This window comes from Lysinibacillus sp. Bpr_S20 (assembly GCF_023337835.1).
Lineage (GTDB): Bacteria > Bacillota > Bacilli > Bacillales_A > Planococcaceae > Lysinibacillus.
Genome location: NZ_JALNLQ010000004.1, coordinates 170521 through 188659 on the forward strand (window position 1 = coordinate 170521; position 18139 = coordinate 188659).

Consider the following 18139-nt stretch of genomic DNA (forward strand, 5'->3'; position numbering starts at 1 on the left):
TCGAACCAATTAATGGACCATTAAAAAGAGCAGTTAATGTACCATCATTTCAAGAACGTTACGAAGCGATGCGTCGAGAAATTTTAGAAAACCCTCGTGTGCAAGAATTTTTAGCAGAGCATGCAGATGAGTTAAGCTATGATTCAATTGAACGTAATTTACCGAAACTTCATGAGTTTATTAGTCAATCTACTGTCTGCTGTGGTTGTGGCAATACAGAAAGTTGTACAAACTACTTAAAAGGTTTTTTACCTACTTTGCGTGTAGTGCGGAGCACCGTTGAAATTGATTATGTACGATGTGAGCAAAAAATGCGTGAGGATGAACGTCGTGATGTAGCCAATATGATTGCGAGTATGCATATGCCGAAGGATGTGCTACGAGCGACTATTCAAGATTTACTTATTGACGATGAATCTCGTGTCATGATTGCTCAAAAAGCAGCACAATTTGTGAAGGCAACAGTGGAAACAGGCAAGCTTCCTGCAAAAGGTTATTATTTATACGGTAAATTTGGTGTAGGGAAATCCTTTGTACTTGGAGCACTTGCGAATGAATTAGCATCTATCAAAATTCGTTCTGTAGTCGTTTTCGTGCCTGAATTTTTACGAGAAATGAAAAATGCAATTGGCGATAATACGTTGAATGAAAAAATAGATTATGTGAAAAAGGCACCAGTGCTAATGCTCGATGATTTAGGAGCCGAGACAATGACTGCTTGGACACGAGACGAGATTCTGGGGACTATTTTCCATTACCGCATGGCGGAGCAATTGCCAACATTCATTACATCTAATTTTAATTATGATGAATTGGAGCATCATTTAGCACAGTCGCAAAAAGGTGACATTGAAGTCGTGAAGGCTGGACGTATTATGGAACGTGTTAAAGCTTTGACAGAGCCAATTGAAATGCGTGGTAAAAATCGCCGTATGTAATATTGACAGTTGCATTTTGCGACAATCGAGCGTATACTGTCACATATATTAAAAATCAAAATGCATTGATGAGGACATGAATTTTGTGTAACGGCTTTTAGAGAGGGAAGTCATTGGCTGTAAGCTTCCTAGTTCGAGCACACTATTTACTACCTGCTGAGCAGCGAAAGGGATAATCTTTCGCCGGTCCCTAGCCCGTTAGCTAGCCTTGAGCTTCGTCTGACTATAAAACGTCGGAAGGAAGAAGGGTGGAACCACGAGCATACGCTTCGTCCCTTTCGTAGGGACGGGGCTTTTTTTATTTTCGTTCAGTGGAAAATAGTGGTTAGATGAATGCGGATGTAGTTTCTTTTTAGTAGGTGTCCAATACCTACGATAAAAGTGGGGATTCCGGAGATTCTTGACCTTCAATCATGCATCACAACAAGACTAGAAGGAGTGCAAACAAAATGTCAGATATGATTAAATTAACTTTCCCAGATGGCGCTGTAAAGGAATTTGTAAAAGGTACATCTACTGATGACGTAGCATTATCAATTAGCCCAGGACTTCGTAAAAAGGCATATGCAGGTAAAGTAAATGGTGCCTTAGTCGATTTAAAAACACCAATTGAAGAGGATGCTACAATCTCAATTATTACTCAGGATGATGAGGAAGCACTGGAGATCTTACGTCACTCTACTGCACACTTAACAGCACAAGCGATTAAACGTTTATTCCCTGATGTTAAACTTGGTATTGGTCCAGTGATTGAAGGTGGCTTCTACTACGATATTGATGCACCAACTCCAATCACTGCTGAAGACCTACCGGCAATCGAAAAAGAAATGAAAAAAATTATCGCTGAAAACCTAGAGATCGAGCGCAAAAATGTTAGCCGTGCAGATGCACAAGCGATCTATGAAGAAATTGGCGATGAATATAAATTAGAATTACTAGAAGCCATCCCAGAAGATGAGCAAGTTTCTATTTACTATCAAGGTGAATTCTTCGACCTTTGCCGAGGTATTCACGCACCATCGACTGGCAAGCTTCGCGAGTTCAAACTTCTTTCATTAGCTGGCGCTTACTGGAGAGGTAACTCAGATAACAAAATGCTACAACGTATTTATGGTACAGCATTCTTTAAAAAAGAAGATTTAAAACATCACCTACAAATGCTTGAAGAAGCAAAAGAACGTGATCACCGTAAAATCGGTAAGGAACTTGATTTATTTACAACTTCTCAAAAAGTTGGTCAAGGCTTACCGTTATGGCTACCAAATGGTGCAACAATCCGTCGTGTTATTGAACGCTATATTGTAGATAAAGAATTATCTCTTGGTTATAAGCATGTTTATACACCAGTACTTGGCTCTAAAGAGCTGTACCAAACTTCTGGGCACTGGGATCATTACCAAGATTCTATTTTCCCACCAATGGAAATGGACAATGAAACATTAATTATGCGTCCGATGAACTGCCCTCACCATATGATGGTGTACAAAAACAGCATGCATTCATATCGTAATTTACCATTACGTATTGCGGAGCTTGGTACAATGCACCGTTACGAAATGTCAGGTGCTGTTTCAGGTTTACAACGTGTACGTGGGATGACTTTAAACGATGCACATCTCTTTGTTCGTCCAGACCAAATTAAAGTGGAATTCCAAAAAGTAGTTCAGCTAATTTTAGAAGTGTACAAAGACTTCGATTTAAATGATTACTCATTCCGTTTATCTTACCGTGACCCAGCTGATACTGAGAAATACTTCGACGACGATGCAATGTGGGAAAAAGCACAAAGTATGTTAAAAGAAGCAATGGATGAACTTGGCTTAGATTACTTCGAGGCAGAAGGTGAAGCTGCATTCTACGGTCCTAAACTTGACGTACAAGTAAAAACTGCAATTGGTAAAGAAGAAACTCTATCAACAGTACAGCTTGACTTCTTATTACCAGAGCGCTTTGACTTAACTTATGTAGGAGAAGATGGTAAACCACATCGTCCAGTTGTTATTCACCGTGGTGTCGTATCAACAATGGAACGCTTCGTTGCCTTCTTAATCGAAGAGTACAAAGGTGCATTCCCAACATGGTTAGCACCAGTACAAGTTGAAGTTATTCCAGTTTCAAACGAAGCACACTTCGATTATGCAAAACAAATTGAAGAGCAATTGACAGCAGCGGGCTTACGTGTTGAAATGGATGACCGTGAAGAAAAACTAGGCTACAAAATCCGTGAAGCACAAATGAAAAAAATCCCGTATATGCTTGTTATCGGAGACAAAGAAGTAGAGGCTGGTGGCGTAAACGTACGTCGCTACGGCTCAAAAGATTCAGAAACAATCAGCTTCCAAGACTTCTTAGCTAACATCAAAGCAGAAATTACAAAATAATTTTAACTTCTAATGTTGGGAAGGTACTTGTTAATACGAATACCATTTATATAAATTGATTGAAGTGAAGGCTGGACGCCCCAGGAAGCTCTGCTCTGCGGCCCAGCCGAAACGGAAATCAACGACGTTATAATGGTTAAATTAAAACTTTTTAGGTTACTTTATTAATAATAAGCTAAAAAAACATTTGACAGCTTATAAAAGTACATGCTAATATAGTTAAGGTTAATGAATACAAAGTTTGTGGTTGAAGTAGAGGCTGCCCGCTTCTCACCTGATACAACGCTCTTAGGCTGTGAACAGGTATGACACGTTGAATTGTTTTGCGCAGACTTGCGCATGCACATATAGCGGGCGGACATCTTCAAAAGTGTCCGTCCTTTTTTTATGGACATGACAAGAGGATGTACCGTTCAACCGGGCAAGGCTTTGCCCAAACCATGTATTCGCGACAACTACTTGGAGGTGGATTACTATTAGCAAAGACATGTATGTAAACGAAGGCATTCGCGCACGTGAACTTCGATTAATCGATCACAATGGTGACCAGCTTGGTGTAAAGACACGTAACGAAGCGCTAGAAATCGCCGCTCGTGTAAACTTGGATCTTGTCCTTGTGGCCCCTCAAGCCAAGCCGCCAGTCGCTCGTATCATGGACTATGGTAAATTTAAGTTTGAACAGCAAAAGAAAGACCGCGAAATTCGTAAAAATCAAAAGGTCATCGTAATGAAAGAGGTTCGTTTGAGCCCAACAATCGATGAGCATGATTTCCAAACGAAGCTACGTAATGCGATTAAATTCCTTGAAAAAGGCGATAAAGTTAAATGTAGCTTACGTTTCAAAGGTCGTGCGATTACACACAAAGACATTGGTCAACGTGTTTTAGATCGTTTTGCTGAAGCTTGTGCTGAAGTATCGACGGTTGAACAAAAACCGAAGATGGAAGGCCGAAGCATGTTCTTAGTTCTTCAACCAAAGAACGAGAAATAATATTAGACGAACAGTTTAGGAGGAATTCGACATGCCAAAAATGAAAACTCACCGTGGAGCTGCGAAACGTTTCAAAAAAACGGGTTCAGGTAAATTAAAATATGACCGTGCTTATGGAAGCCACTTATTCGCAAACAAATCTACGAAACAAAAACGTCACCTACGTAAAGCAAACATCGTATCATCTGGTGACTTCAAACGCATCAAATCATTACTTGTTTACATGAAATAATTTGACTACACAAAATACTAACATTCATTTTTAAATGAAAAGCAGGAGGTAATTCATATGCCACGCGTAAAAGGCGGAACAGTGACGCGCAAACGTCGTAAAAAAGTTTTAAAATTAGCTAAAGGTTACTTTGGTTCTAAACATACATTATATAAAGTTGCTAACCAAGCAGTGATGAAGTCAGGTCAATATGCATACCGTGACCGTCGTCAGAAAAAACGTGATTTCCGTAAATTATGGATCACTCGTATCAACGCAGCTGCTCGCATGAACGGTCTTTCATACAGCCGTTTAATGCACGGTTTAAAAGTTGCTGGTATCGAAGTTAACCGTAAAATGTTAGCTGACCTAGCTGTAACTGATGCAGCAGCATTCACTCAATTAGCTGAATCTGCTAAAAAAGCTGTTGCTAAATAATAAAGCAAAATAATGCTTTCAAAGGACTGATGGATTTATCCGTCAGTCTTTTTTGTGTTAGAGTAGTAGTAAATAAAACATATTAAGGAGTACGCAATGGGACAAGCAATATTAGCTTATATGGCGATAGTTTCTATAGTCTTGCTCATTATGATGGGCATGGATAAATCAAAAGCAAAAAAGCATGAATGGCGTATTGCAGAACGTACGTTATTTACACTAGCAATTGCTGGAGGTGCAGCGGGTGGCGTGCTAGGAATGTATTTATTCCGTCATAAAACACGCCATAATAGCTTTGCATTTGGCTTCCCACTGCTAGCAGCTATTCAAATTTTTATCTTAGTACAATTATGGCGATAAAATTAGAAAACATTCCGATAAAATTAAAAAATGTTCCGATATATAAAAACACATCCTCATTCTGAGGATGTGTTGCGCATAAGCTTTTCAATGGGCTGCTTCCAATTTATTTTTGCGCTCGGATAGTTCAACAGGATTTCTTGCTGTAGGTATTCAAAGTCTCTTTTCGTAAAACCTTGTAGTGTGGCGGCGTCACGGGCACCAACAAAAATCGTCACAACTTCGAAGGCATCTTCAGTCGTGCCAAGGTATTTTTCACCTTCGAAAAGAGCACCCTTATAAGAGATAAAGAAATTTTTTCGGACATTTTTGACGTCATCATAAAAATAATATTGGCCTTTTTCATAGGCTTCATCAAGTTTTCGCTTAGGATCGGTTATATAACGAATCGCTTTATAAAATACATAGATAATAAGCGCAATAACAGCAAGACGAATAAGTAACGGCAACATTTTTAATTTCCCCCTTGAAGAAAGGTTATTCCTTCCTATACGATTGTAAGGGACAATTAGTTTCACTTTTAACAAATATTTTTAAGAAATTTAGGAGAAAAAAATGAATTTACAACAATTGTTTAAAATGCAAAAAGAGCTTGATGATTTCATCGAGAAAACACAAAATATAGAACATGATGTATTTAAGGAAAAAGGTTTAGCTTTAATGGTAGAGTTAGCAGAACTAGCAAATGAGACACGTTGCTTCAAGTTTTGGAGCACAAAGGGAGCTTCAGATCGTGATGTGATTTTAGAGGAATATGTGGATTCGATTCATTTTATTTTATCACTTGGCCTATTAAAAGGTTATACAGCGATAGAAAAATGGCCCGTGATTGAAGAAAAGAGAAATTTAACAGAGACATTTTTAATGACACAAGACTATATTTTAAGTTTTATTAGTCAACCAACAGAGGATAGATATTTAGCAATCTGGCAATGCTATGGATTACTTGCGTTCAATTTAGGCTTTTCATTTGAGGATGTTGTTGCAGCATATATAGAGAAAAATGAAGAAAATTATAATCGTCAGCGTTCAGGGTATTAAAGTGAGAAATACACCAATTTTCTGACGATTTAGCTAGGAATATTTCGGTAAACGAAGTATAATAGAGGAGATACAAGAGTCAGGAGGCAAAAAAATGACACAGCTAGATCCAACATTACAAATGTTTAAAGATTTAACAGATGCGAATGGTATTGCAGGTAATGAACGTGCACCACGCGAGGTCATGAAAAAATACATTGGACCATACGCAGACTTAGTTGAAACAGATAATTTAGGTAGCGTCATTGCTAAAAAAGTTGGCGATGAAAACGGTCCAAAAATCATGGTTGCAGGCCACTTAGATGAAGTAGGCTTCATGGTTACTCAAATCGATGACAAAGGGTTCATCAAATTCCAAACTGTAGGTGGCTGGTGGAGCCAAGTTATGCTTGCGCAGCGTGTCACAATTACAACACGTAAAGGCGATGAAATTATTGGGGTTATTGGTTCAAAGCCACCTCATATTTTACCAGCAGATGTGCGCAACAAAGTGGTAGACATTAAAGATATGTTTATCGACGTTGGTGCGGCTTCAAAAGATGAAGTACTTGAATGGGGCGTACGTCCTGGCGATATGGTAACACCATATTTCGAATTTAATGTGATGAAAAATGAAAAATACTTATTAGCAAAAGCATGGGATAACCGTATTGGTTGTGCAATTGCCATTGATGTGATGAAAGCATTGCAACATGAAAAGCATCCTAACATCCTTTATTCTGTAGGGAATGTTCAAGAGGAAGTAGGGCTTCGTGGTGCGAAAACGGCTACGCATAAAATCCAACCTGATATTGGCTTTGCTGTCGATGTAGGTGTAGCAGGAGACACACCAGGGGTAACTGCAAAAGAATCAACTAGTAAAATGGGTGCTGGTCCACAAATTGTTGTGTACGATGCATCAATGGTGTCACACCGTGGTTTACGTGAATTCGTATTAGATGTGGCTGATGAGCACAATATTCCATATCAATTCGAGGCAATGGCTGGTGGTGGTACAGACGCTGGCTCTATCCACGTAACGGCAAACGGTATACCAGCACTATCAATCGGTATCGCAACACGCTACATCCACTCACATGCAGGTATTTTACATCGTGATGATTATGATAACGCTGTAAAATTAATGGTGGAAGTTATAAAAAAATTAGACCGTGATGCAGTCAATAAAATTATTTTTGACTAAGCATATTATAATTGAAACAGCCCTCAAACTAATGCTTGAGGGCTGTTTATTTCTTTGTCGATAAATTTAAAAAGTTAGGCGATAAATTCAAAATTTACATCGATAATTTAATAATACTATAAAGTATCTATCTAACCTGTAAAAGCTGCAATATATCCTTCCCAATTTGCCCAGGGTTTGCCGCCAATATTGGAGAGCGATAATTTGATAAAACAACGACACCTGTTTGTTGTGTTTTATCGAATCCTAGATAACTAGAGAAAGCTTTTGTCGAACCGTTATGCCAGATGATATTGTCCTCAAGAAGCCATCCTAGACCAATCCCTATATTGTCTGAAAAGGTTTCAGTAGCTTGATGTGTTAATGTATAACCTGGATTTTCATCACGTAAATGTACTTTCATAAATTTTAACAGATCATTGACAGTTGAACGGACTGCGCCTGCTGCCATAAAGTCATTCATTTGGAGCGGTGGCTTTTTATGTCCAAGAATCGTGTATCCTTGCAAGACGGCCTGTGCTTGATCAGAAGGGATAGAGATAAATGTATTTGGCATATCTAAAGGATCTGTTAATCTTTGTTTGATAGCTGTTTCATAATCAGTGTGAAGTGTTTCGGCTAAAATATATCCTAAAAGCCCCATCCCTACATTAGAATATCTGAATTTAACCTTTGGCTCGTCTGTGTGCGTTTTAAAGTAATGTATAGTCTCATTCAGTGAATATTGACAAAAAGGATCACGAGGTGTTTGTGCATCAAAAAGATTGTAAATGTTCTTTAGCACACCTATTCCCGGTAGTCCAGATGTATGGTTTGCTAAACGTTTGAGTGTGACAGGGTGATTATCAGAAATGGCTGTAAAGTATTTACCGATCGAATCCTCTACATGGACTTGTCCTTCCTGAATCATCTCGCCTAATATGGACGTAGTAAAAACTTTAGAAATCGATCCAATTTCATATATATAAGATTTTTCTTCCTGCCTAAAATTCGAGCCACCAAAAGTAAAAGTAGCTTGTTGATCTTGATGCATGATACCGATGGATAAAGCAACATTAGGACGAGTTTTTATATAGGGATAAGCAATTTTAAATATGTCCTTTTTTAAAGCGTGTAAATCCACAATAATTCCTCCATTAAGAACGCTTATTTTTTTTCTGCTCTTCTAAAACAATAGAATGTAATTTCGAAAGTATGTCCTTTAATTGGGACAAGTCCTCTCTATTGAGCCTTGTATAATATTTATAAATAATAGCAAGTTCAATTTCCTCTTGCTTTTGAAAATAAAGATATCCTCGTTCATCTAACTCTATAATAACTTCTCTACGATCCTTTTTACTCATTGTTCTTTTTATATAACTTTCTTGCTCCAGTCTATTGACTAATTGACTAACTGCACTCGCAGATGTCCCCATTAACTTGGCTAATTCATAAGTTTGAAGGGGACCTTTCGAATGAAGAAGATTTAAAAATACTGTTTGTTTCGCAGTTAACGTCTCGTCGAACACCGATGAAAATTCTTCGGTTAACATTAAATTGGTTTCATATTCAACTTGATTAATCTCCTTAATAAGATGTACCAATTCCTTATCCATATATTTTACCACCTAAATAATTAATATATATTAATTATAAATATGTATTAATAATAATGCAATTTTCTTAACTATGCGATTGTCGTTAAAATATGCATAAATATTCGAATGTTCGAATATTAGACACATCGGATGGAAAAATTCTGATTTTTAAAAATAAACATAAAAATTCAGTTGATTTTATATTTATACATTTGGTATACTAATCCCAACAGCAACGAAACAAGGAGTGAAGGTTATGAAATTGCTCGAAGAAGTACAGTTAAAGTTAGTAACTAGCTTAAAAGATAAGGACTTATTAACCTTGTTAGACTATACAAGTGAAGAGGTTCAGCAGTTAGTTGAGTTAGCGGCACAGCTCAAAATGATTACGAAAGAAGGAAAGTGTCCGAAGTTATTAGAAGGTAAGACACTCGGCATGATTTTTGAAAAACATTCAACTCGTACTCGTATTTCATTTGAGGTCGGTATGAACCAATTGGGCGGAAAAGGTATGTTTATGCATGCACGTGATTTACAGATTGGTCGCGGTGAATCTGTTTATGATACAGCACATGTGTTATCGGGCTATTTAGATGGCATTATGATTCGAGCGAATTCTCATGCAATGGTGAAGGAGCTTGCAGAGCATGCATCTATACCAGTTATAAATGGACTAACGGATATCTATCACCCATGCCAAGCTTTAGCGGATTTAGAAACAATCTTTGAAAATAAAGGTGAACTAAAAGGACTAAAAATTGCTTATGTTGGAGATGGCAACAACGTAGCGCACTCATTAGTAGTCGCTTCTGCTCATGTAGGAATGAATGTGGCAGTGGCAACTCCAGTTGGCTATGAATGTGATACAGAAGTGATCGAAAAAGCACAGGCTATCGCAGCAGCAAATGGCAGCACAATTATCATCACAAATGATCCTATAGAAGCGGTGTTAAACGCGGACGTAGTATACGCTGATGTATGGACGTCTATGGGGCAAGAAGAGGAAACTGCAAAACGTTTACAAGATTTTGCCGGTTATCAAATTAATGATGAGCTTGTTGCATATGCAAAACCAAATTATATGTTCCTGCACTGTTTACCAGCTCATCGTGAAGAAGAAGTCGCGTCATCTGTTATAGATGGCCCAAATTCCTATATCTTTGAGCAAGCAGAAAACAGACTTCATGCACAAAAAGCAGTGCTAGCTTCAATTCTAGCTTAAGCATACGAAAATAGACACCAAGCTTTATGCTTCTTTAGTTTGTGAGAAACGATAGAGAGAGTTCATATTGGCAACAGGGGGTGTCAATATGAATACCATAACAGTGGTTGCAGACAGAGGGATGTAAACCACGCGTGATGTCTGTTATCAGGATGGATAACCGCATCGCTACATAATCAAGTAACCTGGGGGACGCTAGGTTACTTTTTTCTTGTTGCACTGCCTTTTGTGGGTATTATTTTTATTCACATACATTCCATTTCAACGGATTATGGCGTAGGGCTACCCCTTAATCTGTACTTAGAATCTAAAGAATTTTATAAGGGAGATAAACTTGTAAAAAGTTTCCGCTATGATTTATAAAAATAAACCCGTTGATATCGGACATCAACGGGTTTTCTATGTTTGAAGGTTTACATGGTGAAAATTTTCCCTGGATTCATAATATTAAGTGGATCAAGTGCTGCCTTTATGCTCTTCATTACTAATAGAGATGTTCCATGCTCTGTAGACTGATATTTCATTTTTCCAATACCTACTCCATGTTCACCAGTACAAGTGCCACCACGCAGTAAAGCAAATTGCACAATATGTTCATTGAAGCGATTAGCTTTTGCTTGCTCCTCGGCATCGTTTGGATCTAACATTAACAAGGCATGGAAGTTACCGTCTCCGACATGACCTACAATTCCGCCAGCAAGACCAACATCCTCAAGCTGTTCACGAGCATATAAAACGGATTCAGCAAGCATAGATATCGGGACACAAACATCAGTAGACATCAGTTTTTTGCCCGGATAGGCATGGATATATGCATAGGCTAATGAATGGCGTGCTTCCCAGAGCTTATTACGTGCCGCAGTGTCTTGTTCAAATTCAACAGAAAGACAGCTAAAGTCCTCAAAAATTGTTCTAGCAAATTCTATATCGGCATGCATACCTGCTTCATTTCCGTGAAATTCTAAAAATAGTGTTGGCTTTTCATCATAGGATGCTTCATTATAAATATTTGCTTGTTTGATAGAGGCTTCATCGACCAGTTCAACACGGCCAATTGAAATGCCCGCTTGCAGCAAAGCGGTTACTGCACTGACAGCATCGCCAACTGTCGCAAAAACTGCACGTCCCGCCGTTACAAATTCGGGTATACCATAGACCTGTAAAGTTAATTCTGTAAAGCAACCTAGTGTACCCTCAGAGCCAATGAAAAGTCCATTCAAGTGATAACCAGAAGAAGACTTTGCTGCTAAATTACCGGTGTGAATGACCGAACCGTCTGCGAGTACAACCTCTAAATCTCGTACTTGATCGCGCATAACACCATAGCGCACTGCAGTTGTCCCGCTGGCATTAGTCGCTGCCATTCCACCAAGTGTAGCATCAGCACCAGGGTCAACTGTGAATTGAAGTCCATGTTTTTTTAACTCTTTATTCAATTGGGCACGTGTAACACCTGGTTGTACTTTCACAAGCAGGTCTTCTGGTCGAATTTCTAAAATAGTATTCATTTCAGAGAAATCGATAGAAATGCCATTTGCAATGGGAATTGCATTTCCTTCCAAGCTTGAGCCAACACCAAAAGGTACGACTGGTACGCGTTCCGCATGCGCAATTTTCAAGATGGCACTGACATCGGCCGTGGAACGAGGAAAGGCAACGATATCTGGTAAGCTCATTGTATGATGAGATTCGTCTCTTCCATGTAGCTGTCGCACCGTTTCGTTTGTTGACACCTGTTCTTCAGATAAAACTCTTTTTAGTTGATTTACTATTAATTCTACAGCAACAGTCATTCCAATTCCTCCTAATTTTCTGATAAATTAAACTTTATCATGCATTAATTGGAAATGGAATGAATTGACTATAAAAAATTAGTGCGCAAAGGCTTGTTCAAGCTTTTGTACAAATGCATCCTGCTCAGTAGGACTAGATTGCTGCCACCATTTTTCGAAAAACACACCAAGCCCTGGTAGTAAATGCTCTTCACCACGACTAATTGCATCCTCGACAATATCCTTAAATTCAGCCGCTGATTGACCATGTACGTTTGTCGTAATCGCATCTCTTATTTGAAAATTCATCTATTTCGCCTCCTTAGTAGTAATTTGTCCAACCTTTTAAGAAATATGTATAGAATGACAGTCAAAACATATGATTTTTAAAATGTCATACTGTTGTAATGTATAAATATAAAAAAAGGCTTATAAAAAATTTCTCATCATATAGACAAAAGGTCTGTTCGACAGCCTCAAAGTATCAATACTAAGATAGAGGCACCTAGGAATAACGGACTGTGCACAGTCGATAGGACAATAGCATGGATAGTAAACTAAAGTTATCACCTGAACAACCATTTGACGAAGTTTTAGAATTAGTCCAGCCGATGATCACATCAATTATAGTAAAGTGCCACATTTATAAGGATTTTGAGTATTATCGTCATATCGCATCCATAGCTGTGTGGGAGGCTTGGTGTAAAGCTGATCAAACAAAAGGGCAGTTTTCTGCTTATATTTATACAACCGTTAAAGGGAAAATTTTAAAAGAGCTCTCAAAGGAAAAGAGCTTTGAAAATAATAATACGCCTATGGATAATGACGCGATCAATTATATTCGAGAACATGAAATGAGTGAAAGAACTCCAGTTCTTACAGCATGTATTATGTCTTATTTAAAAGTTGAAGAAAGAAAAATATTATTACTTTTTTATGTAGAAGGTTATAGTTACTTGGAAATTGCAAAAGAACTAGGTTTATCTGTGGACGCAGTTAAAAAAAGACGCACAAGAATAATGAATAAGCTTCGCCACTTGTTAAATTCGAACGACGAATAGTGCTAACAAGATCAAAGGTATGCTAATATCAAAACCGAATATTGGCATACCTTATCAATTATGACTCGGCATAATTGCGTCCGGGATCGGTTTTTGTGCTTAGGGCTGCGGATGTTTTTTGCGCGAAAGCGAAGCGTCAGCAGCGGATATTTTTTCGCGAAAGCGAAGCGCCAGCAGTACGACGCAGGTCTGTTAGCCGTTATATCGCATGGATGCGATGATCTTAGTCCACCATCCTCTAATAACTCATTTCCGGTTCAGTGACGTCAGCCTTCCTTTTGCGGATGTGGTGGACACCCACTAAAAGAAGTTATAATTGCTTACAAAATCCAATAAAAATGCTATGATTTGTAAGAAGTCAAAGAAAAATACAATTTTTAATTTTATATCTCCTTTAGATAGATAATATTACCTATCTAATTTCGATATATTTTGGTACGGAGGGTTTCTGTTGGAGAATAGGATGAATCAATTAGAGATAGAAAAGAAAGAGATTTTGTATATAGTATTGCCGCTTTTACTAGTGTTGCCACTATTAGGATTAAGCAATTTAATATTTGGTACTTTTAAGGAAGAAAGCTATATTTGTTTGAATTTAATAATACAAGTACTAATTATTGTATTTACAATGGCAATTGCTATTCAATCTTGGCTCGTTTTTTCACACTTATTATCGAATCAAACATTATACATAGGTAATTTATTTTTTATCGTCGCTTTATTCGAAATCGTGAATTTGGTTATCACTCAATATCCAACGGCTGAAACGCAAAATTTGGAAATGTGGTTGCATTTAATCATGCGTTTCTGCTTATCAATCGGTTTTCTCTTTATTATTTTAAAGCCTACAAAGCGCTTAACAATGAATGATCGGATCTATACATATGGCAGTTCCTTATTATTTGTAGTATTGACCCTTGTTCTATTGTATATCTCTTCAAAATATTTTTTCTTTGAAAAACAATTGTTGTTTAAAGCTAGCGCTATTGTTCATTTGCTGTCTGCTGTCTTACAAGGTGTAACGATAGTGGTTTTAAATAAGTATAAAAAAAAGTTGCCCAAACGGGTTATGTGGCTTAATAGTGCAGCCATTTATTTGATTATTAGTGATATTTTATTTGCGGTCATCAAAGACGAGCAATCTATTTGGAGCTTTTCAGCATTAATTTATCAATTTTTAGCCTTCTACTTTTTACTAAAAGCAATTTACTATACAACTGTTGAAAAACCATATCAGCAACTTTTAAAAATAAAGAGTGATCTTGAGCAATCGCAGCAAGAACTTCAGTTTCAAGCTTATCACGATGATATTACAAAGCTTCCAAATGAACACTTATTATTAAAAACTTTAAAAGAGGAATTACATGACAATAGTCGTCAAAAAGCAATCATTGCAATTGAAATTGATCGCCTTACTGCGATTCGTTCATCTATCGGTATTAGCTATTCTAATACAATGATGAAGCTCGTAGCTGATAGAATTCAAGCTATATTACCACCTCATTATTTTGCGACAAAGCTACATGAGGGGCAGTTCATTATTTATATTAATCATGTGAAGACAAGAGAAGAGTTGCTACAGTTTTGTTTGAATTTGAAGTGTGCTATGAAAAAGCCATTACAAGTACAACTTTTTTCTCTCAACGGGAATCTGAATATTGGTGTTGCCCTGCATGAAGAAGATTGCTCAGGTGAAGAGCTTTTAATGCATGCTCAGTTAGCGATGAGGGAAGCGAGTCAAATCCCTCAAAGAGTTCTTTTTTATAAGCCATATATGTCAAATGGCATTGCTGATCGTATATTGATTGAGCAAGAGCTCCATAAAGCGTTAGCCAATGAAGAATTTTATTTGGATTTTCAGCCTCAAGTAAATTTAAAAACGGGTAAAATTGAATCGGTAGAAGCGCTAGTGCGTTGGCGTCATCCAACCCGTGGATTTGTCTCACCTGAGTTGTTTATCCCGATTGCTGAAGAATCAGGTCTTATTATTCCTTTAGGGAAATGGATCTTAGAGACGGCGTGCTCACAAGCAAAGACATGGAAGGAGCAAGGTTTACCTCCAATGAAGGTTGCCGTCAATTTATCAATTGGACAACTATTCCAGCAAGATTTAGTCCAGATGGTCAAAGAGATCCTACAACGTACAAATTTAGAACCAAAATATTTACAATTAGAAATTACGGAAAGTATGACGATGAACATTGATCAAATCACACAGCTACTTCATGAATTAAAGGAAATTGGTATCCAAATTGCTGTTGATGACTTTGGGACAGGGTATTCGTCGATTTCATATTTGAAAGATTTTCCGATTGATTGTTTAAAAATTGACCGGGCGTTCGTCCGAAATATACAGCATAATTCAAATGATGAAGCGCTAGTTTCTATGATTTTATCCATGGCGAAGCATTTAAGATTAAAGGTTGTTGCCGAAGGAATTGAAGAAGTGGAGCAGCTAGCTTTCCTTATTGAGGGTGATTGCGATTATATTCAGGGTTATTTATTTAGCAAACCGATTTCTGCTGAAGAGATTTCCAATACCTTTAACGAGTTAAACAATAGAGCAAGAGATATTTTAAAAGAGATTAAATATGAAGAGGATTTTATTATTTAATAAGGCAAAAGAGACGGATAGAAGAGCCGAAGCGACGGATAGAAAAGCCGAAGCGACGGAAAGAAGGGTCAAAATCGTGGATAGAGCAGCTGAAATCGCGGATAGAACCGAAATCGTGGATAGAGCAGGCAAAATCGTGGATAGAACAGTCGAAATCGTGGATAAAGCAGTCGAAATCATGGATAGAGCAGCCAAAATCATGAATAGAACCATCAAAGTGACTCGTTTTGCAGAAGCGATTTAATATGTCCGCCATAATAGTTAAAATCTGCTTACTTCATCACTGAAATAAGCAGATTTTTGTTTGATGATAAAATTGGGATAATTCCCGTTTTAATGTACGAGGTACTCTTCTTTTAATTCTCCTATGTCCACCTCGGATCGTTCTTCTAAAGAACGACGTAAATGGACAGTTGCTGTTTTACCATCTTCATGAAGTTTGTCAATCCAAATAGATACGCCATTATAACTTACTTCATATTCTTTTGGTGAGGCGACAATTTCTTGTGCACGTGTATAATCCACTTGAAGGCCCCCTTATTTTTTTGTTTTGCCTTCTTTAGTGACTGAATTAATCATGTTCATAAACTCTTGAGAAAATTCTTCACTAACTTTGTCAGGCGCAATTTTTTGGTTTTTTGGTGTTTGTGGCAATGACCCTTTGTTGGCGCTTTGACCTTGCTTATTGTCTCTTCCCATGTTTAGCGTCTCCTTTCGTTTTGATATTACTTAATATGGCTTTGAATTGATTTTTTATCATGGGAAAAACTAGGGAAAGGTAAGAATATATTGTAGAAATGTTTAGAACTTTTTGGGTTAATAGATCAGTCTTAAATGCGCATACTAAACAGACCTTTTATAATGAAACCTTTTTAATGGAAAAATCATTATTTAATAGTGCCCAGTTTTGTGGGAAAGGAAAACCTAACGCCCAATAGCTAATACCTCGGAGTTTATATTCCTTTGTCATATCAAACTTAGCTTGTGCACTTCTCGCATCTTCAAACCATACCTCATGATTTCTACCTTTTTCATCGACATAACGGAAATACGGTGACTGTGCGGTCCTATCATATTGAATGGTTGCGCCATATTTTATTGCTCGGTTAAGGGCTTCTTGAGAGCTGAATGTTTCTGCCTCCTGACCTTTAACATGCGGTAGCAGCCAATCGCGAGCATAAATTTCAAAGCCTAAAAATATTTTGTTAGCTGGCATAACAGATAATGCATATTCCACAACTTTTCTCATTTCGTTAATGGGTGAAATGGCTTGTGGTGGACCAAGTCGGTATCCCCATTCATATGTCATTAAAATGACAAAGTCTGCAATTCTTCCGTGCGCTTCATAATCATGTGCCTCATATAGAGTTCCTACCTGCGTTGAGCTCGTTTTTGGCGCAAGTGCCGTTGATACTAGGAATCCTTTTGGATGTAGACGATCAACAGCTAATTGGAGGAATGTGTTGTAATTCTCCCGATCTGCTGGAAGAACATTTTCAAAATCCACGTTTAGAACTTTATAGCCCTTTTCCTGCATCACTTGTAAAGTGTTGTTGATCACCTTTTCCCGTAATTCTGCACTAGATAAAATAACATGTGATAAGTTGGAACCTGCTTCTGTGGAAGAGAAGTTCGTAAGGGTCAACATAGGAGTAATGTTTTTGGCAACAGCTGCATCGATCATTTCTTTATCCTTTATTGGCTGAAGTGTTCCGTCCTCCTTCACCATATAAGCAAAGGGGCTAAAATAAGTTAATAGATGACCAATCGCTTTAATGGACGCCACGGCTTCTTTAGGTTCTTGATACGTATAAGCATTTACTTCAATGGAAGGCTTTGCTCTCGGAATAATCAAATGTGTACCAACATAAATCATATTTGGATTTGGAATTTCATTTTCTACAACAATTGCTTGCACAGTCGTTCCATATTGCGTGGCAATTTGCGATAGAGTTTCTCCTGGTAGCACAATATGTGTGGTTGGTGGAATAATTAGTTTAGTTCCAGGTGTTAAAACATCTGGATTTGTTAAATGGTTTTCTGTAATAATCGATTGCATAGTCACCCCGTATTGCTGGGAGATCGACCATAAGGTGTCACCCCCTTTTACAATATGAGTTGTGTAAGGAGAAGGAATAACGATGGATTGTCCGATTACTAATTGATCTGGATTAGATAATGCATTTAACTGGATGATGGAATTGATAGGAATAGAATAGCTGTTTGCAATTTGCCAAAGCGTTTCACCAGCGCTCACCACATGAATAATCATTAGGACACCTCCTTAGTGGTTTCAATATAGCATCATATGTATGAATAAAGAGAATGAGCATTTATCTTTCATTTTTTA

General features: G+C 37.7%; 20 protein-coding genes. 12 read left to right on the forward strand and 8 right to left on the reverse strand.

Annotated features, from left to right (window positions below; all coding sequences use genetic code 11):
- Positions 1–8: 8 nt before the first annotated feature.
- From dnaI to MWJ95_RS11800, 6 genes are all read left to right on the forward strand, one after another.
- Positions 9–938 carry a primosomal protein DnaI gene (gene dnaI, locus MWJ95_RS11775; protein WP_249106052.1) on the forward strand — a complete coding sequence of 310 codons (930 nt, stop codon included), beginning with the start codon at positions 9–11 and terminating at the stop codon, positions 936–938.
- Positions 939–1387: 449 nt separating this feature from the next.
- A complete protein-coding gene (gene thrS, locus MWJ95_RS11780; protein ID WP_249105686.1) occupies positions 1388–3319 on the forward strand; it encodes a threonine--tRNA ligase in 1932 nt (643 codons plus the stop codon).
- Positions 3320–3806: 487 nt separating this feature from the next.
- Entirely contained in the window at positions 3807–4310 is a 504-nt protein-coding gene (infC, locus tag MWJ95_RS11785) for a translation initiation factor IF-3 (RefSeq protein ID WP_012295602.1), read from the forward strand.
- A gap of 31 nt (positions 4311–4341) precedes the next feature.
- Positions 4342–4542: a 50S ribosomal protein L35 gene (gene rpmI / locus MWJ95_RS11790; RefSeq protein ID WP_004226312.1), complete on the forward strand. Its 201-nt coding sequence runs from the start codon at positions 4342–4344 to the stop codon at positions 4540–4542.
- A 57-nt stretch (positions 4543–4599) separates the two neighbouring features.
- Positions 4600–4959, forward strand: a complete 360-nt coding sequence (gene rplT, locus MWJ95_RS11795) for a 50S ribosomal protein L20 (RefSeq protein WP_249072892.1) — start codon at positions 4600–4602, stop codon at positions 4957–4959.
- A gap of 96 nt (positions 4960–5055) precedes the next feature.
- Positions 5056–5319: a DUF1294 domain-containing protein gene (locus tag MWJ95_RS11800; protein WP_249105688.1), complete on the forward strand. Its 264-nt coding sequence runs from the start codon at positions 5056–5058 to the stop codon at positions 5317–5319.
- Positions 5320–5375: 56 nt separating this feature from the next.
- Here the strand turns inward: MWJ95_RS11800 and MWJ95_RS11805 are convergent, their stop codons facing one another.
- On the reverse strand, positions 5376–5771 hold the full coding sequence (locus MWJ95_RS11805; RefSeq protein WP_100544877.1) for a sigma-w pathway protein ysdB: 396 nt from the start codon (positions 5769–5771) through the stop codon (positions 5376–5378).
- Positions 5772–5874: 103 nt separating this feature from the next.
- On the opposite strand from MWJ95_RS11805, the gene MWJ95_RS11810 reads away from it, so the two are divergent.
- Together MWJ95_RS11810 and MWJ95_RS11815 are read left to right on the forward strand one after the other, a co-directional pair.
- Positions 5875–6360, forward strand: a complete 486-nt coding sequence (locus MWJ95_RS11810) for a dUTP diphosphatase (protein WP_249072890.1) — start codon at positions 5875–5877, stop codon at positions 6358–6360.
- 94 nt (positions 6361–6454) lie between these two features.
- The gene (locus MWJ95_RS11815; RefSeq protein ID WP_249072889.1) at positions 6455–7543 is read left to right on the forward strand and encodes a M42 family metallopeptidase; all 1089 of its coding nucleotides are present in this window, start codon (positions 6455–6457) and stop codon (positions 7541–7543) included.
- Positions 7544–7670: 127 nt separating this feature from the next.
- On the opposite strand, the gene MWJ95_RS11820 is transcribed toward MWJ95_RS11815, so the two are convergent.
- Both MWJ95_RS11820 and MWJ95_RS11825 read right to left on the reverse strand, forming a co-directional pair.
- Positions 7671–8666: a serine hydrolase domain-containing protein gene (locus MWJ95_RS11820; protein WP_249105690.1), complete on the reverse strand. Its 996-nt coding sequence runs from the start codon at positions 8664–8666 to the stop codon at positions 7671–7673.
- Between the two features lie 13 nt (positions 8667–8679).
- A complete protein-coding gene (locus MWJ95_RS11825; RefSeq protein WP_249072887.1) occupies positions 8680–9138 on the reverse strand; it encodes a MarR family winged helix-turn-helix transcriptional regulator in 459 nt (152 codons plus the stop codon).
- Positions 9139–9376: 238 nt separating this feature from the next.
- Between MWJ95_RS11825 and argF the strand changes: the two genes are divergently transcribed.
- On the forward strand, positions 9377–10342 hold the full coding sequence (gene argF / locus MWJ95_RS11830) for an ornithine carbamoyltransferase (protein WP_249072886.1): 966 nt from the start codon (positions 9377–9379) through the stop codon (positions 10340–10342).
- A gap of 413 nt (positions 10343–10755) precedes the next feature.
- On the opposite strand, the gene MWJ95_RS11835 is transcribed toward argF, so the two are convergent.
- On the reverse strand, positions 10756–12135 hold the full coding sequence (locus tag MWJ95_RS11835; RefSeq protein WP_249105693.1) for an FAD-binding oxidoreductase: 1380 nt from the start codon (positions 12133–12135) through the stop codon (positions 10756–10758).
- Positions 12136–12213: 78 nt separating this feature from the next.
- Positions 12214–12423 (reverse strand): small acid-soluble spore protein SspI, encoded by a 210-nt coding sequence (gene sspI, locus MWJ95_RS11840; protein WP_249072884.1) that lies wholly within the window; start codon positions 12421–12423, stop codon positions 12214–12216.
- 236 nt (positions 12424–12659) lie between these two features.
- Between sspI and MWJ95_RS11845 the strand changes: the two genes are divergently transcribed.
- The 3 genes from MWJ95_RS11845 to MWJ95_RS11855 all read left to right on the forward strand — a co-directional run bounded on the left by MWJ95_RS11845 (position 12660) and on the right by MWJ95_RS11855 (position 16033).
- Positions 12660–13175, forward strand: coding sequence for a sigma-70 family RNA polymerase sigma factor (locus MWJ95_RS11845; RefSeq protein WP_249072883.1), 516 nt, complete (start codon positions 12660–12662; stop codon positions 13173–13175).
- A gap of 451 nt (positions 13176–13626) precedes the next feature.
- Positions 13627–15789 (forward strand): bifunctional diguanylate cyclase/phosphodiesterase, encoded by a 2163-nt coding sequence (locus tag MWJ95_RS11850; protein WP_249105695.1) that lies wholly within the window; start codon positions 13627–13629, stop codon positions 15787–15789.
- The gene (locus MWJ95_RS11855; RefSeq protein WP_249105697.1) at positions 15767–16033 is read left to right on the forward strand and encodes a hypothetical protein; all 267 of its coding nucleotides are present in this window, start codon (positions 15767–15769) and stop codon (positions 16031–16033) included. Before MWJ95_RS11850 ends, MWJ95_RS11855 begins: the two co-directional genes overlap by 23 nt.
- Before the next feature lie 89 nt (positions 16034–16122).
- Here MWJ95_RS11855 and MWJ95_RS11860 read toward each other — a convergent pair whose 3' ends face one another.
- The 3 genes from MWJ95_RS11860 to MWJ95_RS11870 all read right to left on the reverse strand — a co-directional run bounded on the left by MWJ95_RS11860 (position 16123) and on the right by MWJ95_RS11870 (position 18061).
- Entirely contained in the window at positions 16123–16314 is a 192-nt protein-coding gene (locus tag MWJ95_RS11860; RefSeq protein ID WP_249072880.1) for a small, acid-soluble spore protein, H family, read from the reverse strand.
- A 12-nt stretch (positions 16315–16326) separates the two neighbouring features.
- The gene (locus tag MWJ95_RS11865; RefSeq protein WP_249072879.1) at positions 16327–16488 is read right to left on the reverse strand and encodes a YfhD family protein; all 162 of its coding nucleotides are present in this window, start codon (positions 16486–16488) and stop codon (positions 16327–16329) included.
- 157 nt (positions 16489–16645) lie between these two features.
- Entirely contained in the window at positions 16646–18061 is a 1416-nt protein-coding gene (locus MWJ95_RS11870; protein WP_249105699.1) for a LysM peptidoglycan-binding domain-containing protein, read from the reverse strand.
- Positions 18062–18139: the final 78 nt, after the last annotated feature.